The sequence below is a fragment of the Kluyvera genomosp. 3 genome, from assembly GCF_011765685.1.
Classification (GTDB): Bacteria; Pseudomonadota; Gammaproteobacteria; order Enterobacterales; family Enterobacteriaceae; genus Kluyvera; species Kluyvera georgiana_A.
In genome coordinates this window covers 393,398-407,801 of the sequence record NZ_CP050321.1, presented here as the reverse complement: position 1 = coordinate 407,801, position 14,404 = coordinate 393,398, and the positions used below count along the sequence as shown (strand labels likewise).

General features: G+C 56.8%; 13 protein-coding genes. 5 read left to right on the top strand and 8 right to left on the bottom strand.

Annotated features, from left to right (window positions below; translation table 11 throughout):
- Window positions 1-247 precede the first annotated feature (247 nt).
- Window positions 248-631, top strand: a complete 384-nt coding sequence (gene panM / locus GY169_RS01900; RefSeq protein WP_167574892.1) for an aspartate 1-decarboxylase autocleavage activator PanM — start codon at window positions 248-250, stop codon at window positions 629-631.
- A gap of 105 nt (window positions 632-736) precedes the next feature.
- On the opposite strand, the gene livJ is transcribed toward panM, so the two are convergent.
- The 6 genes from livJ to ftsY form a co-directional block, all read right to left on the bottom strand.
- The gene (gene livJ / locus GY169_RS01895) at window positions 737-1,840 is read right to left on the bottom strand and encodes a branched chain amino acid ABC transporter substrate-binding protein LivJ (protein ID WP_100249924.1); all 1,104 of its coding nucleotides are present in this window, start codon (window positions 1,838-1,840) and stop codon (window positions 737-739) included.
- 253 nt (window positions 1,841-2,093) lie between these two features.
- Window positions 2,094-3,359, bottom strand: a complete 1,266-nt coding sequence (locus tag GY169_RS01890; protein WP_167574891.1) for a 4-aminobutyrate--2-oxoglutarate transaminase — start codon at window positions 3,357-3,359, stop codon at window positions 2,094-2,096.
- 186 nt (window positions 3,360-3,545) lie between these two features.
- Window positions 3,546-4,400, bottom strand: a complete 855-nt coding sequence (gene rpoH / locus GY169_RS01885) for an RNA polymerase sigma factor RpoH (RefSeq protein ID WP_064541362.1) — start codon at window positions 4,398-4,400, stop codon at window positions 3,546-3,548.
- Between the two features lie 256 nt (window positions 4,401-4,656).
- Window positions 4,657-5,712: a permease-like cell division protein FtsX gene (gene ftsX / locus GY169_RS01880; RefSeq protein WP_064541359.1), complete on the bottom strand. Its 1,056-nt coding sequence runs from the start codon at window positions 5,710-5,712 to the stop codon at window positions 4,657-4,659.
- Window positions 5,705-6,373: a cell division ATP-binding protein FtsE gene (gene ftsE / locus GY169_RS01875; RefSeq protein ID WP_064541355.1), complete on the bottom strand. Its 669-nt coding sequence runs from the start codon at window positions 6,371-6,373 to the stop codon at window positions 5,705-5,707. The genes ftsX and ftsE overlap by 8 nt, the downstream gene beginning before the upstream one ends.
- A gap of 2 nt (window positions 6,374-6,375) precedes the next feature.
- Window positions 6,376-7,893, bottom strand: a complete 1,518-nt coding sequence (ftsY, locus tag GY169_RS01870; RefSeq protein WP_167574890.1) for a signal recognition particle-docking protein FtsY — start codon at window positions 7,891-7,893, stop codon at window positions 6,376-6,378.
- Window positions 7,894-8,071: 178 nt separating this feature from the next.
- Between ftsY and rsmD the strand changes: the two genes are divergently transcribed.
- Together rsmD and GY169_RS01860 are read left to right on the top strand one after the other, a co-directional pair.
- Entirely contained in the window at window positions 8,072-8,668 is a 597-nt protein-coding gene (gene rsmD / locus GY169_RS01865) for a 16S rRNA (guanine(966)-N(2))-methyltransferase (RefSeq protein ID WP_167574889.1), read from the top strand.
- Window positions 8,658-8,936 carry a DUF1145 family protein gene (locus GY169_RS01860; RefSeq protein ID WP_064541345.1) on the top strand — a complete coding sequence of 93 codons (279 nt, stop codon included), beginning with the start codon at window positions 8,658-8,660 and terminating at the stop codon, window positions 8,934-8,936. The genes rsmD and GY169_RS01860 overlap by 11 nt, the downstream gene beginning before the upstream one ends.
- Window positions 8,937-8,970: 34 nt before the next feature.
- Here the strand turns inward: GY169_RS01860 and GY169_RS01855 are convergent, their stop codons facing one another.
- Window positions 8,971-9,330 (bottom strand): DUF2500 domain-containing protein, encoded by a 360-nt coding sequence (locus GY169_RS01855; protein WP_167574888.1) that lies wholly within the window; start codon window positions 9,328-9,330, stop codon window positions 8,971-8,973.
- A gap of 141 nt (window positions 9,331-9,471) precedes the next feature.
- Between GY169_RS01855 and GY169_RS01850 the strand changes: the two genes are divergently transcribed.
- Together GY169_RS01850 and zntA are read left to right on the top strand one after the other, a co-directional pair.
- The gene (locus GY169_RS01850; RefSeq protein ID WP_167574887.1) at window positions 9,472-10,098 is read left to right on the top strand and encodes a lysoplasmalogenase; all 627 of its coding nucleotides are present in this window, start codon (window positions 9,472-9,474) and stop codon (window positions 10,096-10,098) included.
- Between the two features lie 78 nt (window positions 10,099-10,176).
- A complete protein-coding gene (gene zntA, locus GY169_RS01845) occupies window positions 10,177-12,378 on the top strand; it encodes a Zn(II)/Cd(II)/Pb(II) translocating P-type ATPase ZntA (RefSeq protein WP_167574886.1) in 2,202 nt (733 codons plus the stop codon).
- A 47-nt stretch (window positions 12,379-12,425) separates the two neighbouring features.
- On the opposite strand, the gene GY169_RS01840 is transcribed toward zntA, so the two are convergent.
- Window positions 12,426-14,321: a bifunctional metallophosphatase/5'-nucleotidase gene (locus GY169_RS01840; RefSeq protein ID WP_167574885.1), complete on the bottom strand. Its 1,896-nt coding sequence runs from the start codon at window positions 14,319-14,321 to the stop codon at window positions 12,426-12,428.
- Window positions 14,322-14,404: the final 83 nt, after the last annotated feature.

Sequence of the window (14,404 nt, the reverse complement as noted above, 5' to 3'; positions counted from 1 at the left end):
TCTGATTTTTGCCATAGATAAACAAAAAAAAGTCCGCCATACAGCATAAAATAACGGCATAAAGAGCCGAATAAAACGCTGGTTTTTAGGTTAAAACTCTGTCTATTTTTCGATCCATACTGTTTCAAGCTGCCTATGTGAATATCGAAAAACGAATCACCTGGCTGCCAGGGCAAAAAAGAGAAAGCCTGCGGCAGAATAAATTGAGTACACTGACCGCCATTTTCGCGACTGGAGCCCACCGCCCATGAAACTGACCATCATTCGTTTAGAGACCTTTAGCGACCAGGACCGCATCTGCCTTGGCAAGATCTGGCCGGATCGTGTTCCCGCCGAATCAGCCCTCGACGATACTCACCGTTTGTATGTCGCCCGCTTTAACGGGCGCCTGCTGGCCGCCGTGCGCGTGACGCTGAGTGAACATCAGGGCGAGCTGCGCGATTTATGTGTGCGTGAAGTGACCCGCCGACGCGGCGTGGGACAGTATCTGCTGGAAGAGGTGATGCGCGATAACCCGCAGGTTAGCCGTTGGCTGCTCAGCAAAGCGGGCGCGGAAGAGAGTCTGGAAATGGCGGCGTTTGCCAAAGCGCTGGGCTTTACATCCAGGGAACAGGGCTGGGTGCGAGGGTAGTTTGAACCACTCGGTGTAGGCCGGATAAGCGCAGCGCCATCAGGCACTGCCGCATACATTGCCGGATGGCGGCGTACGCCTTATCCGACCTACATTGAGAGCGACTTACTTCGCGTCGGTCGCCGTACCGTTGGCGTGCCAGTTGAAAATGCCGAATTCGAAGCCTTTCAGGTCACCCTTCTCATCCCAGGACAGCGGGCCCATTACGGTATCCACGGTGCTTGCCTTGAGGAATTTGGCGATCTCAGCCGGATCGTCAGAGTGGTTCAGACCCGCCTGCAGAGACTGCAGCGCCGCGTAGGTGGTCCACACGAACGCACCGCTCGGATCCTGTTTCTTGGCTTTGATTGCGTCAACGATCGGTTTGTTCGCCGGAACCTGGTCATAGTTCTTCGGCTTGGTCACCAGCAGGCCTTCAGCAGATTCACCCGCGATGTTAGACAGCGACACGTTCGCTACCCCTTCCGGCCCCATGAACTGGGTTTTCAGGCCCGCAGCACGCGCCTGACGCAGGATCTGCCCCATTTCCGGGTGGTAGCCGCCGAAGTAAACGAAATCGATATTCTCTTTCTTCAGACGCGCCACCAGGGTGGAGAAATCTTTCTCGCCGGCGGTGATACCGTCAAAGAAGACCACGTTGGCGCCGCCTTTTTTCAGGCCGTCCTGCACCGCACGCGCCAGACCTTCGCCGTACTGCTGCTTGTCGTGCACGATAGCGATGCGCTGCGGCTTCACTTTATCGAGAATGTATTTTGCGGCGGTCGGGCCCTGGTCAGAGTCCAGACCGGTGGTGCGCAGAATCAGCTTATAGCCGCGCGCGGTCAGCTCCGGTGCCGTCGCCGCCGGGGTGATCATCAGAATGCCTTCGTCTTCATAGATGTCAGACGCTGGCTGAGTTGAAGAGGAGCACAGGTGACCGATAACGTACTTAATGCCGTCGTTGACCACTTTGTTCGCTACCGCCACCGCCTGTTTCGGGTCGCAGGCATCGTCATATTTTACGATTTCCAGCTTGTTGCCCTTGATGCCGCCTTTGGCGTTAATATCGGCCACCGCTTGCGCCGCACCGCTGAACTCCTGATCGCCATACTGCGCAACCGGGCCAGACATCGCGCCAACGACAGCAACTTTAATATTTTCTGCTAATGCCATATTGCTGAATGCCAGTGCAATACATCCTGCCAGTAACGCTTTGCCCTTCATTTTCATCCTGAGGTTCCCCATTATTATGGTTATTGCAATTGTTGTGATGTTGTTGTTTAGCACATTATTCTTATATCAGACGCATGGTAAGTATAAGATATTAATATTAAGGGACGCTGCCTGTGCTTTTGCAGCATACTCTGCTAAAACATACCCCATTTTTATGGAATTGAAACGTTAATTTTGACGGATTTGTAACGCAAAAATGACAAAAAAAAGCCACTCATCGGAGTGGCTTAGGGGATCAGGGGGAGTCAATTCATTCACTGAGAGCCCGACGGATCACCTCCAGCGCCTGCTGGAACTGTTTCTCAGGAATCGTGAGGGGGTAAAGGAAGCGAATCACGTTGCCGTACACACCGCAGCTCAGCAGTAGCACCCCTTCCGCCAGCGCGCGTTCCTGTACCAATTTGGTGAACTCCGGCGACGGCTCGCGGGTTTGCGGGTCGACAAACTCCACCGCCACCATCGAGCCCAGGCCGCGCACGTCGGCAATCGCCGGGCAACTGTCGCGCAGGCTGTTGAGCACTTCAATCAGATGCTGGCCCAGATGATTGGCGCGGTTACACAGCGCTTCTTCTTCGATGACGTCCAGCACCGCATGCGCGGCGGCAATCGCCAGCGGGTTACCCGCATAGGTACCGCCCAGACCGCCGGGGGCCGGGGCGTCCATCACCTCGGCGCGGCCCACTACGCCGGAGAGCGGGAAGCCGCCGGCCAGGCTTTTCGCCATGGTCATCAGATCCGGCTTCACGCTGTAGTGCTCCATGGCAAATAGCTTGCCGGTACGGGCAAAGCCAGTCTGCACTTCATCCGCAATCAGCAGAATGCCGTGGGTGTCGCACAGCGTACGCAGCGCCTGCATAAACTCGGGCGGCGCAACGTTGAAACCGCCCTCGCCCTGTACCGGCTCGATAATAATCGCCGCCACCTGATCCGGGGCGATGTCGGCTTTAAAAATATGGGTCAGGCTTTTGAGCGCCATGTCGACAGTGACGCCATGCGCCGCATTCGGGTACGTGGCGTGGTAAACCGACCCCGGGAACGGGCCGAAGCCGATTTTGTAGGGTGCCACTTTGCCGGTTAGCGCCATGGTCATAAAAGTACGCCCATGGAAGCCACCGCCAAAGGTAATCAGCCCCGGACGTTTGGTGTAGGCGCGGGCAATCTTCACCGCGTTTTCAACCGCTTCGGCCCCGGTGCTGAAGAACGCCGTTTTGGCATTGCCGGCAATGGGCGCCACGGCATTGATACGTTCTGCTAATGATACATAGCTTTCATAGGGGACAATCTGGTAGGCGGTATGGGTAAAGGCCTGAAGCTGGCTTTCTACCGCCGCAATCACCTGCGGGTGGCGGTGACCGGTGTTGAGCACCGCGATCCCGGCGGCGAAATCAATATATTCATTGCCTTCAATATCCCACAGCGTGGCGTTCTCCGCGCGCTCCGCGTAGAAACCGCACATCACGCCGACGCCGCGCGGCGTCGCCTGTAAACGCCGATGATTCAGTGACTCGTTACTCACGGTAAACCCCCTGCCGTTAAAAGACGGAAAAATACATAGCGCTTATTTAGTCTTTGCCATCGACTTCATTCGCGCCAGCGATAAAAGGGAAATAAACAGAGGAAAGCGTGATGACGGTGGGATAAAAAAACAAAACCCCCGGACAGGCATCCAGGGGTTATCAGGGTAACGCGTTAACTGTCGTTATCAGGCTTCAATCGCCGCACGCAGTTTTTTCATCGCGTTCTTTTCAAGCTGACGTACACGTTCGGCAGAAACGCCGTAACGGTCGGCCAGTTCTTGCAGCGTGGACTTGTTGTCTTCGTCCAGCCAGCGGGCGCGGATGATGTCCTGGCTACGTTCGTCCAGGCCTTGCATCGCGTCGGTCAGCTTGTTGGCCGCCTGCTCTTCCCAGTTATCGTCTTCGATGCCGTCGGCAAAGTTGGACGATTTATCCTGCAGATAGAGCACCGGAGCAACGGAGTGGCTTTCAGACTCGTCGTCCGAAGACATATCAAACGCCATGTCCTGCGCCGCCATACGCGACTCCATCTCACGCACGTCTTTGCTGGAGACGCCCAGCTCGCGGGCCACCATTTCGACTTCATCCTGATTGAACCAGCCCAGACGCTGCTTGGTTTTACGCAGGTTGAAGAACAGCTTACGCTGTGCTTTGGTGGTCGCCACTTTAACGATACGCCAGTTACGCAGTACGTATTCGTGGATTTCCGCTTTGATCCAGTGCACCGCAAAGGAGACCAGACGAACGCCCACTTCCGGGTTAAAACGGCGCACCGCTTTCATCAGGCCGATGTTACCTTCCTGAATCAGGTCCGCCTGCGGCAGGCCATAGCCCGAGTAGTTACGAGCAATATGAACAACAAAGCGCAGGTGAGACAGGATCAGCGTTTTAGCTGCTTCCAGATCGCCCTGGTAATGCAGCCGTTCAGCAAGCGCCTTTTCTTCATCAGCCGTCAACATCGGCCATGCGTTCGCAGCCCGGATATAAGATTCCAGGTTACCAACAGGGGCTAACGCTAAATTTTGCATTTCTTTGGTCATTCAAATCCTCTCAATTCACTTCATACTGGCGGAGGCTTGTCCCCGAAGGCAACAAACATGCCAGGCTCTATGAGCAACGAGAATATCATCCGCTCTTTTATCAGACAGTGAGTTTATCCACAAGTTCCGTGCAACAGTGTGAATAAATTACGCACAAAATGTGACACGCGATAGTTGCGAGGGCAGAAAGATGGGGTTGAAAACACATCCCCTGCGAACGGAAGTCGTCGCAGGGGAAGAGTATAACAGAACTTTTTTAGTCGGGGGTAAAGTGACGTAAATGTTGTACCGTGGCAAGCCAGGCTGCCACCCAACCAATCATCGAGCACAGCAGCAGCAGCAACAGACACTCGTCAAACGACAGGCCGCTCAGTTCAAACTGGGTGCCGAAAACCCGCGCCACTTCGGTGACCGCCGATGACAAACGCATCACCAGAATCTCCGACAGGATCAGCGACAGAAACGCGCCGGCAAAGCCCAGCAGCGCTCCGCCGTACAGGAACGGCCGCAGGATAAAACCGTCGGTCGCGCCAATCAGCTTCTGCACGTTGATGGTATCGCGACGGGCAAAAATGCTCAGGCGCACGCTGTTACCGATGACGAGGAATACCGCCGCCACCATCAGCACGCCAATCATCGCCGCCACGCGTCCCACCAGCCCGGTAATCGAAGCCAGACGGGCAAACCAGCTGTCGTCCATCCGCACTTCGTTAACGCCCTGAATCTGGGATACCCGGTCACGCAGCGTGTTCAGCGCGTCGGTGGTCTGGAAGTCAATTTTCGGAATCACCACCGCCACGGCGGGCAAAGGGTTCTCTTCCAGCATATCCAGCGCGCCGCCAAAGCCTGACCAGTTGCGGAATTCACCCAGCGCCTCATCGCGGGAAAGGTAGTTCACCTTATCCACGCCCTGCTCGGCCTGAAGTTGGCCCACCACCTTCGCGGCCGCATCGTCATCCAGCGTTTTTTCCAGATAGACGGTGATCTGCGGCGACGGGTAGTACTGTGACGCCGCCGTATTGACGTTCTTGTACACCATGTAGCAGACGCTCGGCAGCGTCAGGGAGATAGCAATCACCATCACCGTCAGGAAGGTGGCGAACGGTTTGCTTTTCAGGTCCTGTAACGCTCCCTGCCACGCATAGCGCACCTGTTCGTTGAACACGTTGGTTTTGCGTGAATTCGGCTTTGTCGCAGGCTTCGGCCGTTTCGGCGCGTTGCGGTTATCGCCGCCTTTACCGACGGATTGGCGAATCCTGTCCAGTCGCCCGCCAAACTGGCGAATCTGGTTGATGGCATCGCGCTTATTCATTCATCAGGCCTCCATGCAGATGGCCGTCGCTCAGCGTCAGCATGCGATAGGAACGACTGGAGATCAGCCCAATATCGTGCGTCGCCATCAGGACGGTCACCCCAACGCGGTTAAACTCTTCGAACAGTCGCAGAATGCCTTCCGACAGCGCATTATCCAGGTTACCGGTTGGTTCATCCGCCAGCAGTACCGCAGGCTTGTTCACCACCGCACGGGCAATACCGACACGTTGTTGTTCACCGCCGGAGAGCTGAATCGGGAAGTTCTTCGCCTTATCCAGCAGCCCCACTTTATCCAGCGCCGCCGACACGCGGCGGCGGATATCGTCCGCGCTCGCGCCGGCAATAATCAGAGGGATCGCCACATTATCGAAAACGGTACGGTCCATCAGCAGATGGTGATCCTGGAAAATCATGCCGATCTGGCGACGCAGGAACGGCACCTCACGGTTCTTCAGGCGGCTGATATCATGGCCGCCGAAGAAGATTTTCCCGGCGCTTGGCCGTTCAATCCCACAGATAAGCTTCAGCAGGGTACTTTTACCCGCGCCGGAGTGGCCGGTCAGAAATGCCATCTCGCCCGGCTGCAGGTGGAAAGTGACGCCCTGCAGCGCTTGTCTCCCGCCGAGATAGGCTTTGCTGACGTGTTCAAAGCGAATCATTGTTAGTCCTCTCGGGCAAAAAGTGCCTCAATAAAATCGCCCGCTTTAAACGGACGTAAGTCCTCTATACGCTCGCCGACGCCGATATAACGAATCGGGATGCCGAACTGATCCGCCACGGAGAATATCACCCCGCCTTTGGCGGTACCGTCGAGTTTAGTCAACGTAATGCCGGTCAGACCGACCGCTTCATGGAACAGTTTGGCCTGGCTGATCGCGTTCTGCCCGGTGCTGGCGTCAATGGTCAGCATCACTTCGTGCGGCGCATCAACGTCGAGTTTCTTCATCACGCGGACAATTTTCTTCAACTCTTCCATCAGGTGCGATTTGTTCTGCAAACGCCCGGCGGTATCAGCGATCAGTACATCGACGTTACGCGCTTTTGCCGCCTGGATAGCATCGAAAATGACCGAAGCAGAATCTGCGCCGGTGTGCTGCGCAATCACCGGAATGTTGTTGCGCTGGCCCCAAACCTGCAGCTGCTCAACCGCCGCCGCACGGAAGGTATCGCCCGCCGCCAGCATCACGCTTTTACCCTGCTGTTCGAACTGACGCGCCAGCTTGCCGATGGTCGTGGTTTTACCCACGCCGTTAACGCCGACCATCAAAATAACGAATGGCGTTTTGCCTTCAATATTAAGCGGTTCATCCACTTTTGCGAGAATTTCACCCATTTCATCTTTCAGCAGGCCGTACAGCGCTTCCGCGTCGCGTAGCTGTTTACGGCTGGCGGTATCGGTCAGGCTGCTGATGATCTTACGGGTGGTTTCCACACCGACGTCGGCAATCAGCAACTGTTCTTCCAGCTCTTCAAACAGATCGTCGTCGATTTTCTTACCGCGGAACAGACTGATAAATCCGGAACCGAGATTTTCTTTCGTTTTCAGCAGGCTGCGTTTCAGGCGCGCGAAGAAGCCTTCTTTGGTCGGCTTTTCCTGTTCCTGCTGAGCGTCGTCGGCAGGCGTCTCTTCCACCGCCGCCTCTTCTTCGACGATTTCATCTTCAGACTGCGTCGCCAGCGCCTGCGCTTCCAGCTCTTCGTCGGTCAGCTCAGGTTCAATCGCTTCATCCTGCTCCGAAGGGGTCTCCTCGACCACTTCCGGTTGTTCTGCAACAACCGGCTCGATTTCTTCGACCACTTCCGGCTGTGCTTCAACAACCGGCTCGATTTCTTCGACCGCTTCCGGCTGTGCTTCAACAACCGGCTCGATTTCTTCGACCGCTTCCGGCTGTGCTTCAACAACCGGCTCGATTTCCTCAACCACTTCCGGCTGTGCTTTTTCGCTTTCCGCAACCTGCTCGGTCACTTCCACGACTTCAGCCGCGAAAGCTTCACTCTCGGCAATCGTATGGGCGTCTTCAACGACCGGGATCTCTTCTGCGATGATTTCCGGCTCGACAGCAGGCGTTTCTTCTACCGGCTGAGACTCAATTTTTTCTTCTGATTCAACAACCTGTTCCTGTTCTTTCTGCCCAAAGCCCAGCCAGGAAAAAAAGCCACGTTTTTTTTCTTTTGCCATTTGCAACCACACTCCCCGCTGTTTTTGATGGCGCCACTTCGCCATAATCGACGCGAAGGCTAAAATAATGATGAAATTAGTCGCTTAGTCTATCACTTAACTTCCCTGGCTTCACCGCTTTCACCCGGCTGAGCAGATCGCTAGAATAGCAGGCCGAAAGAGCGACCAGAGCAAGCAAATGAAAAAACCAACTTCCGGCGGCAGTGGCCAGATCCGCATTATTGGCGGGCAATGGCGAGGCCGTAAACTCCCTGTTCCTGATAGTCCGGGACTGCGCCCCACCACCGACCGGGTGCGTGAAACCTTATTCAACTGGCTGGCGCCGTCGATGGTCGATGCCCGTTGCCTGGACTGCTTTGCCGGCAGCGGCGCGCTGGGGCTGGAAGCGCTCTCTCGCTACGCGGGTAGCGCCACGCTGCTTGAGATGGAGCGTCAGGTTGCCCAGCAGTTGCAAAAGAACCTCGCCACGCTGAAGGCAACGCACGGAAAAGTGGTAAATACGAATACGCTCGCATTCCTCAACCAGACCGGTACGCCGCACGATATTGTGTTTGTCGATCCGCCGTTCCGTAAAGGATTACTGGAAGAGACGTTACACTTGCTGGAGAGCAATGGCTGGCTGGCTAGTGACGCGTTAATCTACGTCGAAAGCGAAGTCGAAAACGGCCTGCCGCCGGTACCCGCCTGTTGGGATCTGTATCGGGAAAAAATCGCCGGTCAGGTGGCTTATCGTCTCTACCAACGTGAAGTACAGGGAGAAAAGGATGCTGATTAATCTGGGTCGTTTGTTGATGCTGTGCGTGTGGGCATTTCTGCTATTGAACCTGTTTCACCCGTTCCCGCGTCCGCTGAATATTTTCGTCAACGTCGCGCTGATCTTCATGGTGCTGATGCACGGTATGCAGATGGCGTTGCTGAAGTCCACGCTGCCGAAAGACGGCCCGCAGATGACGCGCGGAGAACAAATTCGCATCTTCCTGTTTGGCGTGTTTGAACTGCTGGTGTGGCAGAAGAAAATCGGCGCCAGCCTGAAGAAAAAGTAACGACAGCCGGCCTGGTCATGCACCAGGCCGCGTTTTACTGGTCTGCCTTAAACTCAACGAAACGCGAGCCTTTGTAGCTCAGCGTGCCTTTGTCGCCCACCGTCAGCTGATGATACTGCGCCGCCTCGACGCGAAAGCTCACCTCCAGCCCGCCCTGATCCGGCTTAAAACTCACGTCATAGCGCATCTCGCTGCCCGCGGGCGCTACCGTTTGCTGACGTGAACGACGGTCATTCAGTACCTTCTCGCGCTTATTGCTCACCACCACTCGCTTTTGCATCAGCGGCGCGGCGTCGTTGTCCATCTTCTCGCGTCGTTGCTGCACGTAGCGAAACGAGGCTGCAACCACGATGACGGCCACCACCACGATGAAAAAAAGAGGCATTTTGCTCATTTCAGGTTCTCTTAAGAATTTACGCAAATCATAGTAAAGGGCGCGGTCAGCCATTGTCATCTGGTCATCCACACTACTACACTGGACATTCAAGACTGGCTACACAGTACCCATTAATGATAACAGATACAGGGACTTAATATGCTTTGGTCGTTCATCGCCGTATTCTTCTCCGGCTGGCTCTATGTCGATGCCGCCTACCGTGGCCCCACCTGGCAACGCTGGGTGTTTAAACCTATCACACTCATTTTACTCTTGTTTCTCGCCTGGCAGGCGCCGATGTTTAACGCCATCAGCTACCTGGTGCTGGCAGGCCTGTGCGCCGCGCTGGTCGGCGATGCGTTAACCCAGCTACCGCGCCAGCGCATGCTGTACGCCGTGGGAGCATTCTTCCTCTCCCACCTGCTGTATACCATCTGGTTTACGAGCCAGCTCACCTTCACCTTCTTCTGGCCGCTGCCGGTTGTACTGCTGGTGATTGGCGCGCTGTGGGTGGCGGTTATCTGGACGCGGCTGGAGGAGATGCGCCTGCCGGTGCTGGCCTTTATCGGCATGACGCTGGTGATGGTGTGGGTCGCGGGCGAGCAATGGTTCCTGCGGCCAACCGATACCGCCCTGTCCGGCTTCGTCGGCGCGGCGCTGCTGCTTATCGGCAACATTGTCTGGCAGGTGAGTCACTATCGTCGCCGCTTCCGCGCCGATACGGCGATCTACGCCGCCTGTTACTTTGCCGGGCACTTCTTTATCGTTCGCGCGCTTTATATGTAATTTCCTGCTTGACTCTGGAGTCGACTCCAGAGTGTATGCTGCGCTTAATGAGACAACGATCATTAACCGGAGGATACAATGTCGACTCCAGAGACGCAGGGCAAAAAAGCCCCACAGTTCTCCTCATTTAAACTTGCCCCCGCGCCACAGCCGCAGGAAGACTGCTGCTGCGACAGCCAGTTCGCAACCGCTGAAGCCGCGCCAGAAAGCGCGTTTGAAGCACGCTATAGCTGGGTCGTCAACGGCATGGACTGCGCCGCCTGCGCCCGCAAAGTAGAGACGGCCGCAAGCCAGGTTGCCGGAGTCAAACAGGCAAAAGTGCTGTTTGCCACCGAAAAACTGCTGGTCGAGGCCGATGAAGATATTCGTGCGCAGGTGGAAAAAGCGGTCACTGCCGCAGGCTACACGCTGCGCAGCGAAGATGAGCCGCAGCCCGAGGTTCCGGAATCCCGCCTGAAGGAAAACCTGCCGCTGATTGCGCTGGTCGTGATGATGGTAATCAGCTGGGGGCTGGAGCAGTTCAATCACCCCTTCGGCAATCTCGCGTTTATCGCCACCACGCTGGTTGGGCTATACCCTATCGCCCGCCAGGCGCTGCGCCTGATGAAAAGCGGCAGTTGGTTCGCCATTGAAACGCTGATGAGCGTCGCAGCCATCGGCGCGCTGTTTATCGGCGCAACGGCGGAAGCCGCGATGGTGCTGCTGCTGTTTTTAATCGGCGAACGGCTGGAAGGTTGGGCGGCAAACCGCGCTCGTCAGGGCGTTAGCGCGCTGATGGCGCTGAAGCCGGACACCGCCGTGCGCGTACGCGATGGCCAGCGTGAAACCGTGGCGCAGAAAGATTTGCAGCCCGGCGATGTGATTGAAGTGGCTGCCGGTGGCCGCCTGCCGGCTGACGGCAAGCTGATCACCCCCTTCGCCAGCTTTGACGAAAGCGCATTAACCGGTGAGTCGATCCCCGTTGAGCGCAGCGCCGGAGAGAGCGTTCCGGCTGGCGCCACCAGCGCCGACCGTCTGGTACAGCTGAGCGTCATCTCCAAACCGGGTGACAGCGCGATTGACCGCATCCTGCGTCTGATTGAAGAGGCGGAAGAGCGTCGCGCGCCGATCGAGCGCTTTATCGACCGCTTCAGCCGTATCTATACCCCGGTGATTATGGCGATTGCGCTACTTGTCACGCTGGTGCCGCCGCTGCTGTTCTCCGCCTCGTGGGAGGAGTGGATCTACAAAGGGCTGACCCTGCTGCTAATCGGCTGCCCGTGCGCGCTGGTGATATCCACCCCGGCGGCGATTACCTCTGGCCTCGCCACCGCCGCACGCCACGGCGCGCTGATTAAGGGCGGCGCGGCGCTGGAGCAACTTGGCCTGATTCGCCAGATGGCGTTTGATAAAACCGGCACGCTGACCCTCGGTAAACCGCAGGTGACAGCCATTATCGCCACCGCTGAACTGAGCGAAGACGCATTGCTGGCACAGGCTGCATCCGTAGAGCAAGGCTCCACGCATCCGTTGGCACAGGCGGTGGTGCGTGAGGCGCAACAGCGGAATTTGGCCATCCCGCAGGCAACCGCGCAGCGAACGCTGGTGGGCTCGGGCATTGAAGCGGAAGTAGAGGGTCAGCGCATCGTTATCTGCGCCGCAGGCAAATTCCCGGCCGAAGCGCACCTGGCGCAGATTCAGCAGTTAGAAAATGAGGGTAATACCGTTGTGCTGGTCACCCGCGACGACACGCTGCTGGGCATTCTGGCGCTGCGCGATACGGTACGCAAAGAGGCTCGCGAAGCGATTGATGGCTTGCGCGAATTGGGTATTCAGGGCGTGATTCTGACCGGCGATAACCCACGCGCCGCGAAAGCGATTGCCGATGAGCTGGGCATGACTTACCGCGCTAACCTGCTGCCTGCGGATAAGGTGAAAGAAGTCACCGCGCTGAACGTGCAGGGCCCGCTGGCGATGGTTGGCGATGGCATCAACGATGCCCCGGCGATGAAGGCGGCGGCAATGGGGATTGCGATGGGCAGCGGCACCGATGTGGCGCTGGAAACCGCCGACGCCGCGCTCACCCACAACCGCCTGACCGGGCTGGTGCAGATGATTCGCCTGGCGCGCGCCACTCACGCCAACGTGCGGCAAAATATCGCCATTGCGCTGGGGCTGAAGGGGATTTTCCTCGTCACCACGCTGCTGGGCATGACCGGGCTGTGGCTGGCGGTGCTGGCGGATACCGGCGCAACCGTACTGGTGACGCTGAACGCGCTGCGGCTGCTGCGCAGAAAGTAGCGAGCCAACCCGGCCTACCGCTGTAGGCCGGGTGGCACTCTGAACGTTTACTCGTTGATCGCCTCAAGAATCACCAGCTGGTCGCTCACCAATTTCTTCGCTGCCGGTGAGCTTGCCGCCGCAAGCTCTGCCTGCAAGGCCGCCTGCTTTTGCTTCTTCGCCTGTGGGTCGCTAAACAGCAGCGCTTTCACATTGAACGACGCCACGTTGCTATAGCGTCCATCGTCGCTCATCGGCACGCTGATTTTGCCGTCATTCAGCAGCTTTTCGACGATCTTACGTTCACGATCGTAACCTTCGAGCCCAACCAGCTGCCAGCGCTGTACCGCCTGCCCCTGATAGTGACCTTTTTTCACCTCCGTCAGGTAGCGGATGGTCAGATTGCGGATGGTGCCCGCCTCTTCGCCATATTCCGCCTTGCTATCCGACAGTACCGGGAACTGCATGCCTTCCAGCACACCGCCTTTTTGCGTCAGGTGACCCATGCGGTAGCTGTTCATCCCGAGACGAATCGGCGTGCTGTCGGTCACTGGCGTACCATCCGCCATGTGCAGATCGCGAATACGCTGCCCGGCAGGCTGGCGCAGGTCAATCTTGTAGGTCACGCCGTCGAAGAAATCGTTGGTGGAATATTTAGACGCCCGGCGCTGCGGGTTAAAGCTGTAGGTGACGTCACCATCATGCAGCTGATTGAAGTAACCCGCCGACCACTCCATGTACTTTTTCAGCTCTTTGCCGGTCAGCTGATACACGGTAATTTCGCCGCCCGCATACTGATAGTTAAAGGCGATATCTTTTGCCGTAATGGTGCCCACATTCAGTTTGGGTCGGTCGTTATCAATTTGCAGGGCAATCACCTGCGCCTTCGGCGCATAGTGGCGGCTGGCTTCCTGATACAGCTTGCTAATACCGGTGTCCTGAATATGGACCTGCGGAATGCCTTTCACCGCATCCGGTGGCACCAGATCCTGGCCAGTCAGTTGCGCAATCGGCCGATTAGCGTTGGCGCGCAGGATTTTGTGGTACGGCTGATAGACATCTTCCAGCGCCTTGTCTGACGCCATGCCTTTGATGGAATAGGTGTAGCTGTCTTTGTTGATCAGCACATACTTGCCGTTGTGCTGCTCAAACTGCAGGTCGATACGCGACAGCGCGCGGCCGTATTTATCCGGTTCGGTCACGATGACGCCGTTAATAACCTCTTTATCGACCTTCACGTGCATATGCCCGGCGACGATGGCCGCCAGCTCAGGGTTAGCGCGCGCGATATCCCCGACGCCGGTCCCCGGGCGCTGGTTCTCGTTATCGATCCCCATGTGCGCCACCAGCACGATGGCATCCACCTCACCCTGAATCTGCTGGATGGTTTGCTTCACCGCCTGTACCGGGTCGGTAAAGTTCAGCCCTTTGACGCGGTCGGTGCCTTTGGCGAACTCAGCGGTCATCGGCGTATCCATACCGATAATGCCGATCTTCACCCCCTGACGTTCAATGATTTTATACGCGGGCAGATAAGGTTTGCCGCTGTCCCAAAGAATATTGCCGGCCAGCGCCGAGCCTTTAAACTGGTTCAGCGAGGTCGACAGCGACGTCAGGCCAAAGTCGAACTCATGGTTGCCCATCACCCAGATGTCATAGTCCAGGGCGTTAAACCCGAGGATCATCGGGCTGGTTTTGTCGTTTTTGAAGGTTTCGACAAAGTTGCCCTGAATGGTGTCGCCCGCGTCGACCAGGATGACGTTCGGCTGCTGGCTGCGCACTTCGCGCACCTGCGTCGCAATCTGGCTCAGGCTGCCCGCCAGATTTTCGGTATCCGTCGAGTAATCCCAGGGGACGAAGGTGCCATGGAGATCGGAAGTGCCCAGAATCGTGATATTGACCGGTTCAGCCATCGCCGTAGAGGTACCTAAACAAAGCAGCAGTGCTAAGAGTGATTTTTTCATTGTTATTTGTGGTGCCGGAAGGGAAATGAGGGGAAATTATGCGATTCACATCAATAATTTGGCCAGAGGCTTTACAGGGTAAA